The following is a 24,595-nucleotide window of genomic DNA, read 5'->3' on the forward strand; positions in this document are numbered from 1 at the left end:
AATTTGATATTGAGAACGATTTTCAAAATCGATTCGCGGCGACGAGTACCCTGGTTAACTCGGAACTGTCAAGAAACGTTTAGACGCGCGGCGATGGCTCGAGTACCGAGCTGAGACGCGCTTGTGACAATCCGAAACACGTGCGGGGAGCAGGCTTCGGTGAGCGTCAAGGGAGTTGTCGCGTGAATGGGTTCAGCCGATTGGAGTTACTCTCGTCAAACCAGACAGCTCAAGGCTGAGAGTTGGCAGTGCGGAGCTCGCGGGGTGACTGCATTATGTGGCCCTAGGGCGGGTGACAGCGGTTGTAGTCGTCAAACCAGGCTTCCGTCGCACTGCTCCATGCATTGGCGGAATCCCTGTCTGCGTAGCCCTGTTCGATATGAATATGAATGGGCTCAAGGCTTTCAACGACGATGCGAAGAACCACGCTGTTGGCGATGCTGCCATTCCTGCGTACCTGCAACCCTGGCATCGGACTCCAGAAGCGAGAGCCTACCAGCGACCCCAGCACTGCCATCGTCTTCTCAACCCTGGAATTCAAGGCCATGCGCTGCTTCGAATGAGAACCGACACCTGGAAGACGAGAGCCGAGCCTTCGAGAAGGCCATCAGGGACCTGGGAGGAGAACCGTGAAGATTCAGCTTTCCAAACTGCGACGAGCGGCAGACGCCCTGTTCGACCATCTGGAGCAAACTGGCCGCACGGAGATCGAAGTCACGGAGGATTTCTACTGGAGCATCCCGGAGAAGCATCTGTACTCGGCGTACGCGCCCCCACCCGAGTCCGAGCTGACGATGGGGCAGTTGTCCGATGACTGGAACGAGGTGACGAAGATCGCGTCCGGCCAACGCCCTCCAATGGCCTATGCCCTGGTCTGGCTCTCATCTCTCCTGCGCGTCGTCGGCTCGAAGCTCGTCTCCTGAAAAATCGCACGCAGGGCACGATGCCCGACGTGCGCTTGCGATCTATGGGTCGCTGGCCAGGCGGGGGGCCTTCGCCACAGAGTGCGCACCCCGTCCTCACGGGAGTGACGCGCTCGCCGTCTCCACCACGACGAGGTCCGCCGTGGTCCACGGCTGGAGCATCGCCTCCAACTCCTTCTGAAGTGCCCCAGTCGCGAGGTATCGCCGCTCGATGGACACGGGCACCGGCCCGGCCCCCTTCAGCGTGAGCGTCGTCTTCCAGCCCTCCGCGGGTGGGGCAATCACTCGGACCGTGTACGGGTCCTCCGGCGCGAACAACTGCGGCAACGGTGACGTCCATGCAGCCACGGACTGCGAAGGCACCGTGACGTCGATGGCGAAGGCCCCCCGCGCCTCGACCTCCAACGACACCGTGCGCAGCCCTCCCGCCCCACCCTCCGACGAGAGCACCCGCATGCCCGCGTCCACCACGGTCGCGCGCTCCAGCGCGCTCTCACAGGCCTCATCACCTCGCCAGCCTGCCTCGACCCGGGAACACCCCTCCCCGCGCAGCGCGTGCTCCAGCGCGGGAGCGTCCTCGTCCAGCAACCACCACCGCTGCCCCTCCGCCCCCACCCTGTGCTCCGCGCGGATCCGCTTCGGGTGCTCCGCGTCGTAGACGGGAACCACCGCCATGGCGACCCACCCGGCCACTCCCACGAGCGCCGCAGCTCCCATCACCCGCTTCCTCGCACCCGAGGCCCACAATGGCCCCACCGCGAGCAGCAGGGCCGCCGCGCCTCCCAGCCCCACGACGCCCGCAATCACCGGCTCGAATGAGACACCCAGCGACATGCGGCCCGCAGCCGGAATGAAGAAGACCAGGATGCACCGCACGAACTGCCCCAGCACGCACAGCGGCGGCACCAGCAGCCACCACTGCACCGGCACCCCCACTCGTGGCAGGAACATCCGCACCGCGAGCACCAGGGCCGCCCCCGCCGCCATCCACAGCGCCAGGTAGGCCGACCCCAGCCCCGCGGCGCTCAGCACCCACAAAGCCACCAGCCAGAGCACCACCGCCCCCGCCGCGCCGTGCGTCGCCCGCTCCTCCTCGGGCTCGCCCCGTCCACGGGGCATGAGCCCCCCAGCGCCCAGCCCGCCCGCCAGCGACAGCGCGCCAAAGCCCACCACCGCCAGCCAGGGATGCGCGTACCACCCATGCGTCCGCCCCAGCAGCATCAGCCCCAGCGCCGCCAGCACGGGGACCGCCACTCCCGCCACAAACATGCACGCGCCCCGCCCCACGCCACCGACGAGCCGCCGGCCCTGGAGCACCCCACGCCGCAGCCCCACCCCCAGCACCGCGAGCGCGAGCAACGTGACTGCCACCGCGAGCCCCACCGCCGCCGTGCGCGAGTGGACCACCATCCACCTGCCGAGCACGTCGTAGAAGACGACCGGCTCGGACGTGTCCCCGGGCGTCCGCAGCGGCGTCCGCGCCAGCTCACGCACCAGCGCCAGGACACCCTCGCCCAATTGCTGGATTCCACCCGGCTCCAGCCGCTCCGGCCGGTCCAGCGCCGTGTGGTACGCGTACCCGTCCTCGTAGAACGCGAGGTCCACGCCCCGCAGCCCGTGCTCCTGGTACACTCGGAAGTCCGTATCCGACGGCACCAGTCCCCCCTGGAAGAGGTCCTGCGCGACGGCCATCGCCCACGGCTGTGGGAAGGCCCGCTGGTACGCCCTGGCAATCACGGCGTCGCCCTCGCTCACCTGGAAGAGCAGCGCCTTGCCCCGCGCTCCCGCGGCCTCCAGGTTGATGAAGGCCCGCACGTCCCGCGCCCACGGGTGGCGCATGAATCCGTCCGCCCCGAGCAGCCCCTCCTCCTCCCCTTCGTTGAAGTTGAAGACCACCGTGCGCGGCAGCCGGCCCGACGCGGCGAGCGCCCGCGCCACCTCCACCATCACCGCCACCCCCGCCGCATCATCCGCCGCTCCCACGCTCTCCGGCGGCGAGTCGTAGTGCGCCGACACGAGCAGCGCCTCCGGCGACTCACCCGGCAGCCTGGCGAGCACGTTCCTCACGCGGTAGTCGAGCGCCCTCCAGCCCACCCGCACTCCCGACACCTCCTGGACCTCGACCTCCAGCCCCGGAATCTCGCGCAGCCGGCGCACCAGCGCGTCGGACGCGCGCCGGGAGCCCTCCGTCCCCACCACCCTCAGTCCGATGTCCTCGGTGAGGTGCCGCACCAGCGGCAGCGCGCGCGCCTCGGAGAACGCGTCCGCCGGTGCGTCCGCGGCGCTTGACGCCGCGGGCCGCGCGGCGTGAACCACGGCCAGCACCGTCAGTGCGCAGGCCGCGAGCGCGGACAGCCACGCTCGAAGTGAAGGGTGTTTCGATGCGAGGGTTTCGCTGGCCATGTCCGGAGTTCTGTTGAATCCTCCGCGCCCATATCATGCCGACGCAGCACGAATCCGCGCGCCCCCCTCGCCGCTGGAGCAACTCCTGATGGCCGCACCCGTTGCTCTCGTCACCGGGGCGTCCAGCGGTATCGGCCTCTTCACCTCCATCGAGCTGGCGCGCAACGGGTTCCAGGTCTGGGCCTCCATGCGTGAGCCCTCCCGCTCCGCGGACCTGCTCGAGGCCGCCCGCCAGGCGGGCGTGCAGGTGAAGACGGTCCGCCTGGACGTGACGGACCCCGCCTCCATCGACTCGGCCGTGCGTGGCGTGCTCGCCGCGGACGGCCGCCTGGACGTGCTCGTCAACAACGCCGGCTTCGCCATGGATGGGTTCTTCGAGGACCTCTCCGAGGAGGAGCTGCGCAGCCAGTTCGAGACCAACTTCTTCGGGCTCGCCGCCGTCACCCGCGCCGTGCTGCCCACCATGCGCGGCCAGCGCTCCGGACGCGTCATCAACGTCTCGTCCATCTCCGGGCGGTTCGCCGGCCCGGGGTACTCGGCCTACTGCTCGTCGAAGTGGGCCGTGGAGGGACTCAGCGAGTCGCTGCGCTACGAGCTGCGCCCGTTCGGCATCTCCGTCTCCATCATCGAGCCCGGCGGCTTCTACAAGACGGCCATCCTCACCCGAAACCGCAAGCTCGCCGCCCGCGCGTTGGACCCGGCGTCGCCGTACTACGCCCTCACCCAGCGGATGGAGGCGGATGTGGCGAGCTGGCTGGAGTCCATGGGCGGGGACCTCTCCGAGGTCGCCAGCACCATCCGCCATGCCGCCCTGTCCCCCGCTCCGCGCCTGCGCTACGTCATCGGCCGCTCCGCGCGAATGAAGATCCTCCGGCGCACGTTGCTGCCGGACTGGCTCAATGAGCCCTCCACCCGCGTGGGCCTGCTCGCCCGCCTGTTCTCCAGGAAGTCATCATGACCCCTCCCCGCCCCCCGTCTCCCGAGCCGACCGAGGACCGGATCATCGATGCCATCCAGCCCATCCGCGCGCACGTGCTCGCGGTCGGCATCTACCACCTCTTCGACACGGGCCTGTACGCGACGCTGGAGACGCGCGATGGCGCCACCACCGAGGCCCTCGCGAGCGCGCACGGCATGGACGCGGTGCGGCTGGAGGCCTTCCTGAAGTACCTCCGCAACGAGGGCATCCTCCGGGAGGACGAGGGTCACTTCCGCCTCACCGCGAAGGCGCGCGAGCTCCACGCGTTCCGCGGCTGGTACACCATGTTCATCGGCGGCTACGCGGGCACCTTCATGCAGCTCGGCGAGGCGCTGAAGGCAGGGGCCGGCCCCGCCTCGCGGGATGGCAAGAAGGTGGGCGTCGGCGCCAATGAAATCAGCACCACGGACACCATCCCCCTGGCCTCCGCGATGGCGCGCCGCCACCTGGGCACCGTCCGCCACGTGCTCGACCTGGGCTGTGGCAGCGGCCAGTACCTGGTGGAGCTGTGCAAGAGCTTCCCCGAGGCCCGAGGCTGGGGCGTGGAGCCCTCCCGGGGCGGGTGTGACGTGGCCGAGGAGAACCTGCGCAAGCACGGCCTCAAGGAGCGCGTCCAGATTACCTGTGCCCCCGCGCAGGAGTTCGTCAAGACACCGGTGAACTTCCCCGCGGACTTCGGCGTCGTGGCGTTCGTCCTCCAGGAGATTCTGGGCCAGGGCGGCGACGCGGCGGTGGAGCAGTTCCTCCGCGATGCGTTCGAGCGCTTCCCGGCCATGCACCTGCTCGCCCTGGAGGTCGACTACCGCCTGGATGACCCCACGCTGATGCACCACGGGCTGGGCCTGGCCTTCTACAACCCGTACTACCTGCTGCACCCGTTCACCTCGCAGCGGCTGGAGCCCAACTCGTTCTGGGAGTCGCTCTTCGCGCGCTGCGGGCTCGAGGTGGTGGTGAAGCAGCCCATCGACCGCCGCGTGGACTCCACCGGGCTGGTGGTGGGCTTCCTGCTGCGCCGCGCCCGCTAGCCCGGCAGGCGGTTCCGTCGCGTCGTCCCCGGGGTCTGGGCCGCAGCACGCCTGCTGTGCTAGCACAGGCCCACATCCTCGCAACCGCTGCGTGTTCCAGGAGAAGTGATGAGCCGTTCATTCGACGTGATCGTGGTGGGCAATGGCGTGCTGGCGAACGCGACGGCGCGGGCGCTGACGCTCCAGGAGCCCGGCATCCGCGTTGCCATCGTGGGGCCCGCCGCGCGTCCCCGCGCGGCGACGGTCGCCGCGGGCGCCATGCTGGGTTGCTTCGGTGAAATCACCACGACGCTGCTGAAGACGGAGATTGGCCGCACCAAGGTGGACCTGGCCTACCGTGCCACCCGGCTGTGGCCCGAGTGGGTGGAGGGGCTGAACGCCGGCCTCGCGCAGGAGGACCGCGTCACCATCCGCAACGGGACGTACATCATCAACAACAACATGTCCGGCACCATCGAGGACGCGAACTACGACGCGATCCGCCAGACGCTCGCGAAGTACGACGAGCCCTTCGAGGAGATCGACCCGGGGAAGGTTCCGGGCCTGGACCCGGCGGACGACTGCCGCCCCCTGCGCGCCCTGTTCATCCCGGGCGAGGGCACCGTGGACTCCGGCGCGCTGCTCAACGCGTATACCGCCAGCGCCCGCCGCAGCGAGCGCATCACCCTGGTCGATGACTCCGTCGTCTCCCTGAAGCTGGAGGGGACCACGCTGGCCGGCGTGGTGACGGCCAGCGGCCAGACGCTGTCCGCGGACAAGGTGCTGCTCGCGGCCGGCGTGGACACGCAGAACGTGCTGGACCAGCACCCCGACCTGGCGCGCCGCATCCCCCGGGTGTTCCCCGGCGGTGGCTGCTCCATCGTCCTGGAGAGCGAGGCGGCCGCCCCGGCGGGCGTCATCCGCACGCCCAACCGCGCCTTCGCGTGCGGCCTGCACGCCGTCCACCGCGGCGACAAGCGCGTCTACGTGGGCGCGACGAACCACGTGGTCCCGCGGCCCTTCGAGAAGCCCGTGGCCAACAACGTGCTCTTCCTGCTCGAGTGCGCCCTGGACCAGCTCAACCGCGCCTACGCGTACCACTCGGCGCAAATCGTCTCGATGAACGCGGGCAACCGCCCCGTGCCCATCGACGGCTGCCCCATCGTCGGTGACACGTCCATTCCCGGCCTGTGGATCCTCACCGGCACCTACCGGGACGGACTCCACCTGTCGCCCCTCATCGCGCAGGACCTGGCCCGGCGCATGTTCGGCAAGCAGGCCCAGCACGAGGTCCTCTTCAAGCTCTTCAAGCCGGAGCGCCGGCCGCTGGCGCTGCGCACCCGCGAGGAGGCGGTGGAGGACGCCGTCCTGCACTACGCCGCGGTGGGCTACGAGCACGGCATGAACATTCCGCGCGTCGGCTGGCACCGCACCTTCGCGCGGATGTACCGGAACGTCGCCAACAGCATCTACGACGCGCTCGAGTCGGACCACATCATGCCGCCCGAGTTCCTCCCGATGATCGACAACGACCGGGAGAAGTGGGTGCCCTTCTTCCGCAACTACCTGCGCGAGCTGACCCGGGCCTGAGCCTCACACCTTGCGGAAGAGCTCGGCGCACAGCGCGGCGAACGCTTCCGCCTGGCCTCCCAGGGCCTGCCGGCAATCACCGAGCAGGCCCCGCCAGGCCTCCGCGTCGCCGCTCCCGGTGACGTCCACCACCCGCCCGACGCCGTCCTGGAGCGCCTGCCGCGCCTCGGCGGCGAACGGGTTGGAGTGCTGGATTTCCCAGTAGACCTCCGGGTTGCCCGTGGCCAGCCGCGCCAGTGCCGCCAGCATCAGCCGGTGCGGCGGCGTGGTGACGTGGCGCAGCTCGTCCACCTGGAAGCCCAGTCCGTGCAGCGCCGCGCCGAAGGACACGATGGCTGCGTGCGTGGCCACCTGGATGGCGGCCATGGCGCGGTCATGGCCCTCGGGGGAGAGGACGGTGACGCGCGAGCCCCACTTCTCCACCAGCGCCAGGAAGGCCTCGCTCCGCGGGCCTCGGCGCGAGGACACCGCGGCCACGTTCTGCCCGGCGAAGCCCACGGAGGGGCCGAACAGCGGGTTGAGGCCCAGGTGCTCGACGTCTTCCCGTGCGGCGGCCACCCGCGCGGCAATCCCGCTCTTGATGGAGAGCGTGTCCACGAACAGCGTCCCGGGCCGCAGCGCGGGCAGGACGACGCCGAGCGCGCGGAGTGCCACGTCCTCGTGGAGGCTGGCCAGCACCACGCCGGCCCCGGCGAGCGCGCCGAGCACCTCGGCGGACGGCGCCGTTGCGTCCCCGCGGAGATAGCTCGCCAGCGCGGCCGGCTCCGCCGCCTCCGGGGCCAGGTCCACCCCCGTCACCCGCAGGCCCTCGGAGTGGAGGAGCCGCGCCAGCGTCCGGCCGAAGGCCCCGTTGGCGCCCAGCAATACGACGTCCGCGAGCAGGGCGTCGCCGCTCATGCGCGCAGCCCGCCGTCCAGCTCCAGGCAGCTTCCGTTGAAGTACTCGCACTCGACGATGAAGCGCACGGCCGAGAAGACCTCTTCGGGCTCGCCCAGGCGCTTCATCGGAATCTTCGCCAGCCACTGCTCCATCGTCTCGGGCTTCATCGCCTCGAGGATGGGCGTCTTGAAGAAGCCCGGGGCAATGGCGGCCGCGCGGATGCCGTACGGGGCCAGCTCCTCCGCCCACACGCGCGCGTCCGCGACGACGCCGGCCTTCGCCGCCGAGTAGTTCGACTGCCCCGGCACGCCCGCGCGGGAGATGGACGAGACGTTGATGATGATGCCCGGCTGCACCTTCTTCTCAATCATCTGGGCCGCCACCTCGCGGGCCAGCAGGTAGGGACCGGTGAGGTCCGTGTCGATGACCACCTGCCACTGGGCCCGCGGCATCTTCAGCACCCGGCCATTGCGGTCCACCTTCACCAGCACGCCGTCGCGGTAGATGCCCGCGTTGTTCACCAGGCCGTTGAGGGAGCCGAACTCCTCGCTCGCGCGCTTCACCGCGCCGACGACTTCCTCCTCGCGCGTCACGTCCGCCCGGAGGGTGAGGAGCGGGCCCGGCAGCCCGCGCGCCTCGTCCTGGAGCACAGCCAGCCCCGCCTCATTCACATCCAGCCCCGCCACCCGCGCACCCTCGCGGCACAGCCCCAGGGCAATGGCGCGCCCCAGGCCGCTGGCCGCCCCCGTCACCAGGCACCTCAGCTCGTTCAGCTTCATGTGTCTCGAACCTCGACTTCCCGTGGGTTTGCGTTCTCCCGCTCCAGCTCGTCGAGGATGAGCTCCTCGACGACGAGCGCGAGCCGGGCAGCAGTGGGCGCATCGTAGAGCCTGCGCAGCGGCACCTCGACTCCGAAGAGGGCCTTGAGCCGCGCGGCGATTCGCGTGGCGAGCAGCGAGTGGCCGCCGAGCTCGAAGAAGTCGTCGTCCACGCCGATGCGCTCGACGCCCAGCAGCTCCTGCCAGAGCTCGATGATGCGCTGCTCGGTCTCGTTCTCCGCCTCTTTGTAGGGCGTCTGGAGCCGCGGGCGCGCATGGCGGGCAGACTCCTCCACCGCCTCGGGCCGCCTCGGGCGCAGGCGCTCCAGCGGCGGCTCGGTGGCCACGAGCACCCGGGAGGGGACTCCGCCCGCCAGGATGCGCCGCGAGGCACGCACGCCTTCCGCATGAGTCAAGGGCCGGACGCCCGAGGCCCGACGTGGGGCTTCACCCGCCTCCTCCCACAAGTCCCAGGCCACCACCGTCCAGGCCGTGTCACCGTGGCGGCTGCCCTCATGGGCGAGCGCCTCGGCGAAGGCGGCCTCGGCGACGGGCGCGGCCTGCCCCAGCGCTCCCACCGCCGTCGCGAGCGACGACTGGAGCCAGCAGCGGCGCGGCGCCTCGTCCCGCACCACCGCCTCCAGCTCGCGCAGGAAGGGCAGCCGCTCCAGCGCCCGCGAGCCTTCCGGCCGCGTGGCGAGTGACTCCAGCGCACACGGCTCTGGCGGCGTATACGCCAGCGGGTCCAACACCAGCCCGTGGACCGGGCCGAAGCGCTCCCGCGCCGTGCGAAGAGCGGTCCGCACGCCCTCGGCGGTGGGGCCCACCTCCACCCGCACGACTGTCGCACCCGCGGCTTCCAGGGCGCGGACCGCCTCCGGCTGCGCGGGACCCGCCACCACGAGGCGCGCGCCGGGCACTCCCGCGAGCGCCTCCGCGAAGGCGCGCAGCGGTCCAGACAGCGGACCCACCACCACGCTGGCACTGCCCTCCGGCGTCGCATCCGCCTCGGGACGGAAGGCCGCGAAGTCCTCCACCCAGCGCTGCGCGCCTCGGAGTGCGACGGCCCGGTGCTCGGGGACGGCGAGGACTTCCGCCGCCACCCGGGCCGCCGTCGCATCCGCGCGCGCACCGCGCCACGCCTCGGGCGTCACGTCGAGGGTGCGGCAGCTCACGTCCGGGTGCTCCAGCGGGAGGACCCGCGCCAGCCCGAGCGCCGTGGCCCGGGCCGGCTCCAGCGGCTCCTCGGACGTGACGGCGTGGAGCCGCTCCGTCAGTACGTCCACGTGCAGGGCCCGGCCGCGAGGGGCCCGGGCCAGGTGGACGAGGCTTGCGAAGGCGGGGGCACTCCGCTCACCGCCCACGCCCCAGGCGTGGACCACCGTGCCGGGCTCCAGGCCGGACAGGGCCTCCCAGAGCGCGCGGTGGTCCTCCGCGCTGTCGCGGCGGAGCTGGTACGCGGACTCGCTCCGCTGCTCGAAGCGCGCTCCGGTGGACACCCGGATGACACGGCAGCCCCGCCGCTCCAGGTGCCCGGCCACGCGCGCACCGGGCCCGTCCTCGTCCGCGAAGACGACGATGGGCGCCCGGGCGCGGACGGCGTCGGGCGCTGGGGACGGCAGCTCGCGCCACGTCGGGACGTACAGGCCGTCCGACGAGCGGGCCGCTCCGGACGCATGGATGTCCGGGGCGGAGGCCGCCCGCTCAATCCAGCAGCGCTGGCGCTCGAAGGGATACGACGGCAGCGGCACACGGTACCGGCGCTCGCCCTCGCGGTACGCCCGCCAGTCGATGGCCGCGCCGGACAGCCACAGGCGCCCGAGCGGCTCGAGCAGCGGCGCCGCGTCCTCCGCGTCCGCTTCGCGGCGCAGTGACGCCACGGGGGGACGCCTCGAATCGAAGCCCAGCTGCAGGCGCGCGAGCGTCCCGAGCGCGCGGCCCGGCCCCACCTCCAGCAGGACGGGCCGCTCGCGAAGGAGCGTGTCGAGCCCCTCGGAGAAGCGCACGCTCTCACGCAGGTGCCGCACGTAGTAGTCCGGGTCCGTCGCCTCCGCGTCGGAAATCCACGTCCCGGTGACGTTGGAGACGTACGGGAGGGAGGGGGCGCTCAGCCGCACCTGCCGCATCCGCGCGGCGAAGGCCGCCAGCGCCGGCTCCATCATCGTCGAGTGGAAGGCGTGCGAGGTGCGCAGCCGCTTGCACCCCACGCCGCGCTCCCCCAGCCGCGCCTCCAGCGCCGCGATGGCCGCTTCCTCTCCAGAAGCGACGGACAGCGCCGGGGCGTTGCTGGCCGCCAGCGACAGCGCGTCCCCCAGGAGCGGGCGAAGCTGCTCCGCCGGCAGCTCCACCGCGAGCATCGCCCCCCGGGGAAGGTCCTGCACCAGCCGCCCGCGCGCGGCCACCAGCGCCAGCGCGTCCTCGAAGGAGAGCACGCCCGCCACGCACGCGGCGACGAGCTCGCCGATGCTGTGGCCCAGCATGCCCCCGGGCTGGACGCCCCACGCCATCCACTGGCGGGCCAGCGCGTACTCCACCAGGAAGAGCGCCGGCTGCGCGAGCCACGTCTCCTGGAGCCGCTGCGCCGCGCCCTCCGCCAGGTCCGCCGGGGGGTACAGCACCGTGCGCAGGTCCAGGCCGCGCAAATGGGGGCGCAGCAGCGCCGCGCCCTCGTCCACCACCCGCCGGAAGACGGGCGCGCCGTCGTACTCGGCGCGGCCCATGCCCGGGTGCTGACTGCCCTGCCCCGGGAAGAGGAAGAAGACGGGCCGCGCCTCCTCCTCCACATGGCCGCTCCACACGCGCGACGCGTCGCGGGCCTTCAGCGCGGCGGCCACCTCGGAGGCGCCGCGGCCGCTCACCGCGCGGCGGTACGGGAAGGCGCGCCGGCCGGCCTGGAGCGTGTGGCAGACGTCCGCGAACGGCACCTCCGGGTGGGCCTCCAGGTGCGCGGCGAGCCGCTGCGTCGCTGCCTCCAGCGCCTCCGGGCTCCGCGCGGACAGCACCACCAGGTCCGCCGGTCGGGGCGGCGAGCCCTGCTTCCGCGCGGGAGCCTCTTCGAGCACCACGTGCGCGTTCGTCCCGCCGATGCCGAGCGAGCTGACCGCGGCCCGGCGCACGCCCCGCACGGTCCACGGCTGGAGCGCGCGATTCACGTAGAAGGGGCTGTGCGCGAAGTCGATGCGCGGGTTCGGCTGCTCGAAGTGCAGCGTGGGCGGCAGCTCCCGGTGCTGGAGCGCGAGCACGGCCTTGATGAAGCCGGCCACGCCCGCCGCCGCGTCCAGGTGGCCGATGTTCGTCTTGAGCGAGCCCAGCGCGCACCGTCCCGGCTCGCCGGCACCGTAGGCGCGCACGAGCGCCTTGAACTCGACGGGGTCGCCCAGCGCCGTGCCCGTGCCGTGCGCCTCGATGAAGGAGACGCTCTCCGGGGGGACTTCCGCCAGCGACAGCGCGGCGCGAATCACCTCCGCCTGCCCCTCGACGCCCGGCGCGGTGAAGCCAATCTTCCCCGAGCCATCGTTGTTGATGGCCGAGCCCTTCACCACCGCGAGGATGGAGTCGCCATCGTCCAGCGCGTCCTGCAGGCGCTTGAGCAGGACGACGCCCAGGCCGTTGCCGCCCACCGTGCCCGCGGCCTTCGCGTCGAACGCCCGGCAGTGGCCGTCCGGGGACTGGATGCCATCCGGCTGGAACAGGTAGCCGGACTTCTGCGGCAGGCTCAGCCCCACGCCTCCCGCCAGGGCCATGTCACACTCGCCGTTGAGCAGCGACTGGCAGGCCAGGTGGATGGCGACGAGCGACGTCGAGCACGCCGTCTGGACGGAGAGCGCGGGCCCGCGGAGGTTCAGCTTGTAGGCCACGCGCGAGGCCAGGTAGTCCTTCTCGTTGCCGAGCGAGAGCAGGTGCGCCTCCGCCGGGTCCTCCGGCACGCGGCCGTTCCAGAGGTGGAGGAGCAGGTAGAGGTTCATCCCCGCTCCGGCGAACACGCCGATGGGCCGCTCGTAGCGCGACGGGTCATACCCGCCGTTCTCCAGCGCCTCCCACGCGCACTCGAGGAACAGCCGCTGCTGCGGGTCCAGCGTCTCCGCCTCGCGCGGGTTGTACCCGAAGAAGTGCGCGTCGAAGTCCTCGGCGCCCTCCAGCACGCCGAAGGCCTTCACGTAGTCCGGGTTCGACAGCAGCGACTCGGGGACGCCGGCCGCCCGCGCGTCGTCCTCGCTGAAGAACGAGATGGACTCCACGCCCGCGCGCAGGTTCCGCCAGAAGGTGGCGATGTCCGGCGCGCCGGGAAACCGTCCCGCCATGCCGATGACGGCGACCTCCATCCCCGTGTTTTCGTCACTCCCGCTCACGAGCCACCCTTCCGGCGCCGCTCCAGCCGTTTCTCCATGCGCGCCTTGCCCTCGCGCCGCTCGTCCTCGCGGTCGGGGCCCGTGGCCGTCTCCCCTCCCTCCGTGCCCAGGTACGCGGCCAGGGCGCGGATGGTCGGGTAGGTGAAGAGGTCCGTCAGCTGCACCTTGTCACCCCACGTCTCACGCAGCTTGCTCACGACGCGGATGGCCCGCAGCGAGTCGCCGCCCGCGTCGAAGAAGTTCTCGTCCACACTCACGCCGTGGCCCAGCGCCTCGCTCCACACGTCCGCGAGGAGCTGCTCGAAGCGCGTGGATGGCGCAGCCCCCGGCGCCGCCGCGCCTCCCTTCGTCGGACGGGGCAGCGCACGGCGGTCCAGCTTCCCGTTCTCCGTGAGCGGCAACGCGCCGAGCACGATGAACGTCGATGGCACCATGTACTCCGGCAGTCGGCCCTGAAGGTGCGCGCGCAGCTCCGAGGGCGACGGGCCCGGCGGAGGAGCGACGACGTAGCCCACCAGTTGCGTCTCGCCGTGCTCGTCCTTGAGCGCCACCACCGCCGCCTGCCCCACCCCCGGGTGCCCTCCCAGCTGGGCCTCAATCTCTCCCAGCTCTATCCGGAAGCCCCTCACCTTCACCTGCTGGTCGATTCGCCCCAGGTACTCCAGCTCCCCGTCCTCCCTCACCCTCGCCAAATCCCCCGTCCGGTACAGCCTCGCCCCCTCCTGCCCTCCGTACGGGTCCGGGATGAAGCGCTGCGCCGTCAGCTCAGGCCTCTTCAGGTACCCCCGCGTCACCCCCGCCCCTCCCACGTACAGCTCTCCCGCCACTCCCCTCGGCACCGGCTCCAAACGCCCGTCCAGCACGTACAGCGCCAAATCCCCTATCGCCTCCCCAATCACGCTGCTCGCTGACTTCGCGTCCTTCTCCCCCATCACCCGGTACGTCACGTGCACCGTCGTCTCGGTGATGCCGTACATGTTCACCAGCCGCGGCACCTGGTCCCCGTGCCGCTCGAACCACGGCTTCAGGCTCACCGGGTCCAACGCCTCGCCACCGAAAATCACCGTGCGCAGCGACAGCTCCTCGTCCACCCCCGTCCCCAGCGTCTCCTCCAGCGCCACCAGCTGACGGAACGCCGACGGCGTCTGGTTGAGCACCGTCACCCTCTCCTGCTGCAGCAGCCGGTAGAACTCCCACGGCGAGCGGCTCACCAGGTACGGCACCACCACCACCGTGCCCCCGTACAGCAGCGCTCCCCACACCTCCCATACCGAGAAGTCGAACGCGTACGAGTGGAACAACGTCCACACGTCCTTCTCCCCGAACCCGAACCACCCTTCCGTCGCCTCGAACAGCCTCACCACCTGCCGGTGCTCCACCACCGTCCCCTTCGGCTGCCCCGTACTCCCCGACGTGTAGATGACGTACGCGGCCGCTCCGCTCGTCATCTCCACCTGCGGGTTGTCCTCACGGCCCGACTCCACCGTGGGCGCCACCACCTCCACGCCCGCGCCTTCCAGCCTCGCCGCCAGCGCCTGCTGCGCCACCACCACCTTCACCCCGGCGTCCCTGGCCATGTAGCGGCTGCGCTCCGCCGGATACACCGGGTCCAACGGCAGGTACGCGCCTCCGGCCTTCAGAATCCCCAGCAGCCCCACCACCAGCTCCAGTGAGCGCTCCGCCAGCAGGCCCACCACCTCCTCGGGGCCCACTCCCTTCTGCCTCAGCACGTGCGCCAGCCGGTTCGCTCGCCGGTTCAGCTCCCCGTACGTCAGCTTCTCCTTCCCCAGCTTCACCGCCACCGCCTCCGGCCTCGCCTCCGCCTGCTTCTCGAACCATCCGTGCAGGAGTCGCTCGCCGGGGAAGTGGCGCAGCGCGGTGCGCAGCACCAGGGCGCCGCGCTCCTCGGCCGGGAGGATGCCCACGTCGCGCAGCGGGCCATCCATCTTCCGCACCAGCTCCTCGAGGGCGGTGCGCAGGTGGCCCATCATCCGCTGGATGACCGCGTCCTCGAAGCGCGCGGAGTCGTAGACCAGCTCCAGCTTCAGCCCCGGGGAGGGGCGCACAAAGAGCGTGAGCGGGTACTCGTTGTGCTCCGCCATCTGCACGTCGCGGGTGCTGAAGCCGCCCGCGCCGGACAGCAGCGCCGGGTCCATGGGGTAGTTCTCCACCGCGACGATGCTCTCGAAGAGCGGCACCCGGCGCGGCAGCCCGCTCCACGCCTGGACCTGCAGGAGCGAGGTGTGCTCGTGGCGCTGTCGCTCGGCGTGCGCCTGGAGGAGCCCCGTCAGCCACTCCCCCACACGCATGTCACCGGGGAGTCGGACGCGGACGGGAAGCGTGTTGATGAAGAGGCCCAGCATCGACTCGACGCCCGCGAGCGGCGCCGAGCGGCCGGAGAACGTCGCGCCGAACACCACGTCCTCCTCACCCGTGTACCGGTGGAGCAGCAGGGCCCACGCCCCCTGCACCACCGCGGACAGCGTCAGCCGGTTGCGGCGGACCGCCTCCTGGAGCGCCGTGGACAGCGCCTCGGGGAGCACGTGCTCGCGCACGCGGTAGACCTTCTCTCCCTCCGTGGCGCGCGGCGCCTGGTCGACGGCCAGCGGCGTGGGCGTGTGGAAGCCCCGCAGCGACTGCTTCCAGTACGCCTCGTCCGCGGACGCATCCCGCGAGGCGAGCCAGGCGATGAAGTCGCGGTACGGACGACCAGCGTCGAGGCTCGGAGCGGCCTGGCCGCGCGAGAGCGCCGCGTACGTGTCCAGCAGCTCGCGGAACAGCAGCGCCATGCACCAGCCATCCAGGAGGATGTGGTGCTGGGACCAGACGAACCGGTGCCGCGAGGGCCCCAGCTGGAAGAGCGACAGCCGCATCGTCGGAGGCTGCGCCAGGTTGAACCCCTGCTCCCGGTCCGCGCGGAGGAACCCCTCCAGTCGCCCGGATTGGGCCTCGGGCGCGAGCGTGCTCCAGTCCTCCCGGGCCACGTCGAGGCGCACCTCCCGGTGGACGACCTGCACCGGGTCCGCCACGCCCTCCCAGACGAAGGACGTCCGGAGGATGGGGTTGCGCTGCAGCACGTGCCGCCACGCGCCCTCGAACGCCGCCACGTCCAGCGCGCCGTCCAGGACGCAGTGGAACTGCTCCACGTAGGCGCCCGACTTCGGCTCCAGCAGCGTGCGGAACAGCATGCCCACCTGCATGGGCGCCAGCGGGTAGACGTCCTCCAGCTCCGGCCGCGCGGCGAGCAGCTTCTCCCGAACCTCGTTGGCGGCGGGAGGGAGCGCCAGCGCGCCCACGGCGGGCGCGGCCTCGCGGTCGATGAGCGCGGCCAGCTCGGCGACACACTGGTGATGGAAGAGCTGCCGCACCTCGAAGGGCAGGCCCGCGCTCCGGGCGCGAGACGCCACCTGGACGGCGAGGATGGAGTCACCGCCCAGCTCGAAGAAGTTGTCCCGGACTCCCACCCGGTCCAGCTCCAGCACGCCTGCGATGAGCGCGGCGAGCTTCTTCTCCGTCGCGGTGGCCGGCGCCTCGTAGCCGGAGTCCAGCTCGGGCCGCATCCGGTCCGGCGCGGGCAGCGCCCGCCGGTCAATCTTCCCGGCCGCCGAGCGCGGGAGCGCGTCCAGCACGACGAACGCGTGAGGAAGCATGTACTCCGGCAGCGAGGAGAGCAGGTGACGGCGCAGCTCGGCCGGCCCCGGCGCGGACTCCGAGGCCGCGACGATATAGGCCACCAGCCTCCGCTCCTTCGCCCGGTCCTCGCGCAGGGCCACCGCCGCCTCGCGCACGCCCGCATGGGCGCGGAGGACGGACTCGATTTCCCCCGGCTCGATGCGGAAGCCGCGGACCTTCACCTGGTCGTCCGCGCGGCCGATGAACTCCACCTGCCCGTCCGCGAGCCGGCGGCCCAGGTCCCCCGTGCGGTAGAGCCGCGCGCCGTCCAGGGAGAACGGCGAGGCCACGAACCGCTCCGCCGTCAGCTCCGGGCTGTTGAGGTACCCAAGCGCCAGCGTCGCGCCCTCGACGTACAGCTCGCCCACCATGCCCACGGGCAGCGGCTCCAGGTGACGGTCCAGGACGTGGACCTTCGCATTCGCCACCGGGTGACCGATGGGCGTGCGGGTGGCGCCGCGCGGGACGACGGCCACCGCGGCGTCCACCGTGGACTCGGTGGGGCCATAGGCATTGACCAGCGTCGCGCCCAGTCGCGCGTGGAACCGCTCGGCCAGCTCCAGCGAGAGGGCCTCGCCGCCGCAAAACACCAGCCGCAGCGACGGGGACTCCGCGAGCGCCGGAACCTCCAGCAGCAGCGCCAGCAGCGAGGGCACCGCCTCCAGCACCGTCACGCCTCGCGCGGCGATGACCTGCGCGAGGGCCTCGGGGCCCACCGCGTCGACCGGCGCCATCACCACGCGGCCGCCGCTCGTCAGCGGAGCCAGCAGCTCCGCCACCGAGACATCGAAGCCCGGCGACGCGTAGGCGAGCATCCGGTCCTCCGGCGACAGCCGGAACTCGGAGCGGAGCCACTGGAGGTAGTTGGTGAGGGAGCGGTGCCCCACGAGGACGCCCTTGGGCGTGCCCGTCGAGCCGGACGTGAAGAGGATGTACGCCGGCTGCTCCAGGGTGACGTGCGGCAGCGGGGTGAACCCGAGCGGGCGCGGCTCGTCCACGCAGACGAGCGGGGCCACGCCTTCCAGCCGAGGCGCCAGCGCCCGCTGCGTCACGAGCACCTTCAGCCCCGCGTCCGCGCCCAGCAGCGCCAGACGCTCACGGGGTTGCGCCGGCTCGAACGGGACGTACACCCCTCCTGCCCGGAGGACGGCGAGGAACGCGATGACCCGCTCCAGCGAGCGCTCGCACACCACGCCCACGCGCTCACCGAGCCTCACGCCGCCATTCACCAGTGCCCGAGCGAGCGACTCCACGCGCCCCGCGAGCTGCCCGTAGGTGAGCGACGTCTCCTCCAGGACGACGGCGACCGCGTCCGGCTGCTGCTGCGCGTGCTCGAAGAACAGCTCGTGCGCGCAGACCTCGCGGACCGGCAGCGACGGGCCCGCGGCCCGCGCCAGGAGTCCCTCGCGCTCGGCCGGGGCCAGCAGCGGGAGGCGCGAGACGGGACGGTCCGGCTCCGCCACCAGCCCCTCCAGCAGCGTGCGGAAGTGCGCCATCATCCGCTGCACCGTCTCGGCGTCGAACAGGTCCGTGGCGTACTCGGCGACGCCGACGAGCCCCCCGTCCTTCGCGTCGAGGGTGAGCGCCAGGTCGAAGTGGGCCGCGCCGCGCTGCAGCGGCACCAGTGCAGTGCGCAGGCCCGGCAGCTCCGGCGGCAGCACCGGCTCCTCGTTGAGGTCGAACATCACCTGGAAGAGCGGCGTGCGGCTCAGGCTGCGCTCCGGCCGGAGCGCGTCCACCAGCTTCTCGAAGGGCAGGTGCTGGTGGTCCAGCGCGCCCAGCACCTCCTCGCGCGTGCGCCGCAGCAGCTCGCGGAAGGAGGGGTCCTCGGCGAGCCGGCCGCGCAGGACGAGCGTGTTGGCGAAGAAGCCGATGAGGTCCTGCGCCTCGCCGTGCGTGCGGCCCGCGACGGGCATGCCCACCACCACGTCGTCCTGCCGCGAGTAGCGGTGCAGCAGCACCTGGAACGCGGCGAGCCCGGCCATGAAGAGGGTCGACTCCTCGCCCCGACACAGCGCCTTGAGGCCGGAGACGAGCGACGCCGGCAGCGCGAAGGTCACCTCCGCGCCACGGTAGCTCTGCACGGCCGGACGCGGCCGGTCCGTGGGCAGCTCCAGCAGCGGGGGCGCGCCCTCCAGGCGCGAGCGGAAGTGCTCCAGGGCCGGCGCGAGCGCCTCGTCCGTCAGCGCCTTGCGCTGCCAGGCGGCGAAGTCCGCGTACTGGATGGGCGGCGGAGCCAGCTGCGCCGCGCCCCCGGTGGCCAGGGCCTGGTAGTTCGAGGCCAGCTCGCGCAGGAGCAGGCCCACGGACCAGCCGTCGGAGACCACGTGGTGCATCACCGCCACCAGCAGGTGGTCCTCCGGCGACACCCGCATCAGCGTCAGCCGCGTCAGCGGGCCGCGCTCCAGGTCGAACGGGCGCTCCGCCTCCGCGCGGGCGAGCCGCGCCAGCTCCGCCTCGCGCCCGGAGGCGGGGACGTGCGTCAGGTCGACCCGGGTGAGCGGAACTTCCAGGGCGGACTCGACGAGCTGCACCGCCCGGCCATCCATGGCCACCAGTCGCGTGCGCAGCGACTCGTGCCGGCGGACGATGGCCGCGAAGGCCCTCTCCAGCGCTTCCACGTCCAGGGCCCCGGTGAGGCGGAGCGCGCCGGGACAGTGGTACGAGCTGGTGGACGGCTCCAGCTGGTGCAGGAACCAGAGGCGCTCCTGCGCGAAGGTGAGCGGCGCGCCGCCGTCGTGCGGCACGGGCACCAGCGGCACCGCCGGGGCCCGCGCCTGGACGTCCCCGAGCGCCCGGGCCACGCCGGCCACGGTGGGCGCCTCGAAGAGGCGGCTCACGGGGAACTCGACGCCGAACGTGTCCCGGATGGCGGCGACGACCCGCGTGGCGAGCAGGGAGTGTCCGCCGAGCTGGAAGAAGTCGTCGTGGATGCCCACCTCGGCGCGGAGCACCGTCTGGAAGATGCCGCACAGGCGCGTCTCGACGTCATCGCGCGGCGGCGTGCGCTCGGACGCGTCCGTTACCTCCGCCCTCGGCGCGGGCAGCGCACGGCGGTCCAGCTTCCCGTTCTCCGTGAGCGGCAGCGCCTTCAGCATCATGAAGGCAGAGGGCACCATGTACTCCGGCAGCCGGTCCTGCAGGTGCGCGCGCAACTCCGAGGGCGTCACCGGATGGCGTGGCACCACGTAGCCCACGAGCCGAGCCTCGCCGTGCTCGTCCTTGAGCGCCACCACCGCCGCCTGCCCCACGCCCGGGTGTCCTCCCAGCTGCGCCTCAATCTCTCCCAGCTCTATCCGGAAGCCCCTCACCTTCACCTGCTGGTCGATTCGCCCCAGGTACTCCAGCTCCCCGTCCTCCCTCACCCTCGCCAAATCCCCCGTCCGGTACAGCCTCGCTCCCTCCTGCCCTCCGTACGGGTCCGGGATGAAGCGCTGCGCCGTCAGCTCAGGCCTCTTCAGGTACCCCCGCGTCACCCCCGCCCCTCCCACGTACAGCTCTCCCGCCACTCCCCTCGGCACCGGCTCCAAACGCCCGTCCAGCACGTACAGCGCCAAATCCCCTATCGCCTCCCCAATCACGCTGCTCGCTGACTTCGCGTCCTTCTCCCCCATCACCCGGTACGTCACGTGCACCGTCGTCTCGGTGATGCCGTACATGTTCACCAGCCGCGGCACCTGGTCCCCGTGCCTTTCAAACCACGGCTTCAGGCTCACCGGGTCCAACGCCTCCCCGCCGAAAATCACCGTGCGCAGCGACAGCTCCTCGTCCACCCCCGTCCCCAGCGTCTCCTCCAGCGCCACCAGCTGACGGAACGCCGACGGCGTCTGGTTGAGCACCGTCACCCTCTCCTGCTGCAGCAGCCGGTAGAACTCCCACGGCGAGCGGCTCACCAGGTACGGCACCACCACCACCGTGCCCCCGTACAGCAGCGCTCCCCATACCTCCCATACCGAGAAGTCGAACGCGTACGAGTGGAACAACGTCCACACGTCCTTCTCTCCGAACCCGAACCACCCTTCCGTCGCCTCGAACAGCCTCACCACCTGCCGGTGCTCCACCACCGTCCCCTTCGGCTGCCCCGTGCTCCCCGACGTGTAGATGACGTACGCGGCTGCTCCGCTTGTCATCTCCACCTGCGGGTTGTCCTCACGGCCCGACTCCACCGTGGGCGCCACCACCTCCACGCCCGCGCCTTCCAGCCGTCCCGCCAGCGCCTGCTGCGCCACCACCACCCGCACCCCGGCGTCCTTCGCCATGTAGCGGCTGCGCTCCGCCGGGTAGACCGGGTCCAACGGCAGGTACGCGCCTCCGGCCTTCAGAATCCCCAGCAGCCCCACCACCAGCTCCAGCGAGCGCTCCGCCAGCAGGCCCACCACCTCCTCGAGGCCCACTCCCTTCTGCCTCAGCACGTGCGCCAACCGGTTGGCCCGCCGGTTCAGCTCCCCGTACGTCAGCTTCTCCTTCCCCAGCTTCACCGCCACAGCTTCGGGCCTCGCCTCCGCCTGCTTCTCGAACCACGTGTGCAGGCAGCGGCCGGATGACGTCACCTTCACCGGAGCCGTGCGGGCCGGCACGCGGCGCTCATCCTCCGTGAGCAGGGAGACTCTCGAGACGCGCAGCTCCGGCTCCCGGGCCACCAGGTCGAACGCCTGCTCCAGCCGCCGCGCCATGCGCCGCACCGTCGCGGCGTCGAACAGGTCCGCGTCGTACTGGAGCCAGCCTCCGAGCCCGTCCTCCGTCTCCGCCAGCAGGAGCATCAGGTCGAACTGCGTGGTGCGCGGCGGCAGCTCGACCGACGAGAGGCGCAGCCCGCCCACCTCCAGCCGTCCGCCCGCGACGCCCGACGCGAAGGGCGCGAGGCCCTCCAGCGGCGCGCGCTGCAACGAGAACATCGTCTGCACCAGCGGAGCCCGCCCCGCTTCACGCCCGCGCCCCAGGCGCTCCACCAATTGCGTGAAGGGCACGTCCGCGTGCTCCAGCGCGCCGAGCATCCGGGCCCGCGCGCGGCGCACCACCTCCAGCAGCGACGGGTCCCCGCCCAGGTCGGCGAGGATGACCACCGGGTTGACGAGGTAGGCCACCGCGTCCATCACCTCAGCGCCGGTGCGTCCGGCGGCCGGGCAGCCCACCAGCATCCGCTCCTGCCCGGAGTGCCGCGCCAGGAACACCTGGTAGCCGGCGAGCAGCGCCACGTGCAGCGTCGTGGACTCCCGCGCCGCCAGCGCCCGGAGCCGCTCGACGGTGGAGCGCTCCACGCGGATGCGCTCCGCGCCCCCTCGGAACGTCGTCGCCGCGGGCCTCGGCCGGTCCACCGGCAGCGTCAGCGGCTCGATCCCTCCCGAAAGCTCCTTCTCCCAGAAGGCCCACTGTCCGGCCGCGCGCGCTTCGCGCCGCTCCTCATGGTGGCGCACCGCGGCCAGGTCCGAGCCCGCGGGCGGCAACGCCGCGCCCTGCACCACCGCCGCGGCATAGGCCGCCGCCAGCTCGCGCAGCAGCACCGCCATGGACCAGAAGTCCGTCACCAGGTGGTGCATCACCAGCAGCACCACCCGCTCCCCGTTACCGCGCAGGTACAGCGATGCGCGCAGCAGCGGTCCCCGCTCCAGGTCGATGGGACGCTCGATGTCCCGCCGCAGCAGGTCCAGGAACGCCGCCTCGTCGAGCCCCGCCGCGTCCGTCTCCGGCAGCGTCACGGGCACGTGGGCCAGGACGCGCTGGCGGGGATCCCCGGCGCGGGCGACGAACGTCGAGCGCAGCCCGTCGTGGCGGTCCACCAGCGCCTGCAGCGCCTGCTGGAGGGCCTTCACGTCGAGCGCGCCCTCGATGCGCGCCGCACCCGCCACGTTGTACGCGGCGGCCGTGGGCGCCATCTGCTGGAGGAACCACAGGCCCGCCTGGCCCGGCGTGAGCGGGGCCTCCGTCAGCGCGGCCGGCCTCGGGCGCGCGGCGGCCTCCGGACGCGAGGGCACATGCTCGCGGAGGGAGTTCAGGCTGGCGCCCTGGAGCAGGCGCGCCAGCGGCACGTCGATGCCGAAGGAGGCCTCCAGCTCGTTGTGCAGCTCCAGCGCGAGCAGCGAGTCCAGGCCGTAGCGGAGCAGCGGCTCGTCCGGCCGCAGCGCCGACGGCGCGAGCCCGAGCCGGCGCGCCACCGCGGCGTGGACCGGGTCCACCGCTTCATCTTCTTCCGTGCCGCCCGGCGCCGCGGCCTGCCCGCCGTCCTTCCACGCGGCCAGCACCTCCAGCTCGCCCGAGACGAAGAGCTGCTTGCAGGCGCGGCGCTGCACCTTGCCGCTGGACGTCTTGGGCACCGCGCCGGGGCCGGTGAGGACCACCGCGTGCGGGCGCACTTCATGCTCACCCGCGAGTCGCTCGACGATGCTCGCGAGGATTTCCTCCGGCTCGCCGCGGCCCGGGGACATCTCCTGCACGACGACCAGCCGCTCCTCGCCGTCCACGTCCACGGAGAAGGCCGCGACACCGCCGGGACGGAGCGCCGGATGGCTGCGCTCGGTGGTCAGCTCGAGGTCCTGCGGGTAGTGGTTGCGGCCGCGCAGGATGATGAGGTCCTTCATCCGGCCGGTGATGTACAGCTCCCCGTCCCGCACGAAGCCCAGGTCCCCGGTGCGCAGGTAGGGCCCGTCCCCGTCCGCGGTGCGCACGCCGAACGTGGCGGCGGACTCCTCCGGACGGTTCCAGTAGCCACCGGCGACGTGGGCGCCCGACGCCCAGACCTCGCCCACCCGTCCGTCCGGGCAGCGCACGCGGGACTCCGGGTCGACGATGGCCAGCCGCTCCTCGAGCAGCGCCCCGCCACAGCCCACCAGCGCGTGGCCCTCCGCCTGGTCCACGGCACTGCCCCGGGAGAGCGCGTCGCGGTCCACGTGCAGGACGCGGGGCGGCGCCTCCTTCGCGCCGCCGGACACGATGAGGCTGGCCTCGGCCAGTCCGTAGCAGGGGTAGAAGGCGTCGCGGCGGAAGCCGCACGAGGCGAAGGCGGCGGAGAACCGGTCCAGGGTGTCCGCGCGCACGGGCTCCGCGCCGGAGAACGCCACGTCCCAGCTGCTCAAGTCGAGCGTGGCCTTCTCCGCCTCGCTCACCTTCCGGACACACAGCTCGTAGGCGAAGTTGGGCCCGCCGCTCGTGGTGCCCCGGAAGCGGGAGATGGCCTCCAGCCAGCGCAGCGGCCGCTGCATGAACGTCAGCGGCGACATCAGCACGCCGCGCGCGCCCAGGTGGATGGGCTGCAGCACGTTACCGATGAGCCCCATGTCGTGGTACAGCGGCAGCCACCCCACCACGACGCTGCGCGCATCGAGCCCGAAGCCGGCCTGGATCATCTCCTCGTTGGCCAGCAGATTCCCGTGCGACAGCATCACGCCCTTGGGCGCGGACGTGGAGCCGGACGTGTACTGGAGGAACGCGAGTGAGTCGGCGCCGACGTCCGGCGCCTTCCAGCCGGACTCGCGGCCCGGCGCGACGAGCGACTCGTAGGCCAGCCAGCGCAGGTGCCCCAGCCCCGGCGCGAGCCCGGTGAGCCCCTCGGCCATCTCCGCGATGAACGCGGTGGTGAGCGCCACGGTGGCGCCCGCGTCCTTCACGATGACCTCCAGGCGCGGCAGCGTGCGGTGGAGGCGCGAGGGGTCGGGCGGATAGGCGGGAACCGCGATGGCCCCCGCGTAGAGGCAGCCCCAGAAGGCGGCGATGTACTCGAGCCCCGGCGGGTACAGCAGCAGGACGCGCTCCCCCGGCCGGACGTGCTCGCTCAGCGAGACGGCGATGGCCCGCGCCTGGCGGTCCAGCTCCAGGTACGTGATTCCCTGCTCGTCCCCTTCCCCGTCCCCGAGGAACGTGAAGGCGGGATGGGTGGCCTGCGTGGAAGCGCGCAGGCGCAGCAGCTCGACCAACGTCGCGGCCGGCCGGTGGTGTCCGGGCATCGGGAATCCTCTCGAATGTCGTGTCACGTTGGGAGCGGAGC

The 24,595-nt window shown here is 72.1% G+C and carries 10 protein-coding genes; 4 read left to right on the forward strand and 6 right to left on the reverse strand.

Features of this window, described 5'->3' with window-relative positions:
- Nucleotides 1-283 precede the first annotated feature (283 nt).
- Nucleotides 284-547, reverse strand: a complete 264-nt coding sequence (locus tag ACX9TP_RS32180) for a hypothetical protein (RefSeq protein WP_482974469.1) — start codon at nucleotides 545-547, stop codon at nucleotides 284-286.
- A gap of 82 nt (nucleotides 548-629) precedes the next feature.
- Here ACX9TP_RS32180 and ACX9TP_RS32185 point away from each other — a divergent pair, with 82 nt between their 5' ends.
- Nucleotides 630-923, forward strand: a complete 294-nt coding sequence (locus ACX9TP_RS32185; RefSeq protein WP_482974470.1) for a hypothetical protein — start codon at nucleotides 630-632, stop codon at nucleotides 921-923.
- Nucleotides 924-1,019: 96 nt separating this feature from the next.
- Here the strand turns inward: ACX9TP_RS32185 and ACX9TP_RS32190 are convergent, their stop codons facing one another.
- Entirely contained in the window at nucleotides 1,020-3,326 is a 2,307-nt protein-coding gene (locus tag ACX9TP_RS32190; RefSeq protein WP_482974471.1) for a M20/M25/M40 family metallo-hydrolase, read from the reverse strand.
- Nucleotides 3,327-3,414: 88 nt separating this feature from the next.
- On the opposite strand from ACX9TP_RS32190, the gene ACX9TP_RS32195 reads away from it, so the two are divergent.
- From ACX9TP_RS32195 to ACX9TP_RS32205, 3 genes are all read left to right on the forward strand, one after another.
- Nucleotides 3,415-4,284 carry an SDR family NAD(P)-dependent oxidoreductase gene (locus ACX9TP_RS32195; protein WP_482974472.1) on the forward strand — a complete coding sequence of 290 codons (870 nt, stop codon included), beginning with the start codon at nucleotides 3,415-3,417 and terminating at the stop codon, nucleotides 4,282-4,284.
- Nucleotides 4,281-5,330 carry a 2-ketoarginine methyltransferase gene (locus tag ACX9TP_RS32200; protein WP_482974473.1) on the forward strand — a complete coding sequence of 350 codons (1,050 nt, stop codon included), beginning with the start codon at nucleotides 4,281-4,283 and terminating at the stop codon, nucleotides 5,328-5,330. Before ACX9TP_RS32195 ends, ACX9TP_RS32200 begins: the two co-directional genes overlap by 4 nt.
- Nucleotides 5,331-5,438: 108 nt before the next feature.
- Nucleotides 5,439-6,899, forward strand: a complete 1,461-nt coding sequence (locus ACX9TP_RS32205) for an NAD(P)/FAD-dependent oxidoreductase (RefSeq protein ID WP_482974474.1) — start codon at nucleotides 5,439-5,441, stop codon at nucleotides 6,897-6,899.
- A 3-nt stretch (nucleotides 6,900-6,902) separates the two neighbouring features.
- Here the strand turns inward: ACX9TP_RS32205 and ACX9TP_RS32210 are convergent, their stop codons facing one another.
- Genes ACX9TP_RS32210 through ACX9TP_RS32225 form a run of 4 tightly spaced genes read right to left on the reverse strand, consistent with a single transcriptional unit; the run spans nucleotide 6,903 to nucleotide 24,554 of the window.
- A complete protein-coding gene (locus ACX9TP_RS32210) occupies nucleotides 6,903-7,796 on the reverse strand; it encodes a prephenate dehydrogenase dimerization domain-containing protein (protein WP_482974475.1) in 894 nt (297 codons plus the stop codon).
- Nucleotides 7,793-8,557 (reverse strand): SDR family oxidoreductase, encoded by a 765-nt coding sequence (locus ACX9TP_RS32215; RefSeq protein ID WP_482974476.1) that lies wholly within the window; start codon nucleotides 8,555-8,557, stop codon nucleotides 7,793-7,795. The genes ACX9TP_RS32210 and ACX9TP_RS32215 overlap by 4 nt, the downstream gene beginning before the upstream one ends.
- Nucleotides 8,554-12,918, reverse strand: coding sequence for a type I polyketide synthase (locus ACX9TP_RS32220; protein WP_482974477.1), 4,365 nt, complete (start codon nucleotides 12,916-12,918; stop codon nucleotides 8,554-8,556). The genes ACX9TP_RS32215 and ACX9TP_RS32220 overlap by 4 nt, the downstream gene beginning before the upstream one ends.
- A 23-nt stretch (nucleotides 12,919-12,941) precedes the next feature.
- Nucleotides 12,942-24,554 carry an amino acid adenylation domain-containing protein gene (locus tag ACX9TP_RS32225; RefSeq protein ID WP_482974478.1) on the reverse strand — a complete coding sequence of 3,871 codons (11,613 nt, stop codon included), beginning with the start codon at nucleotides 24,552-24,554 and terminating at the stop codon, nucleotides 12,942-12,944.
- Nucleotides 24,555-24,595 lie beyond the last annotated feature (41 nt).

Source organism: Pyxidicoccus sp. M15, from assembly GCF_056858435.1.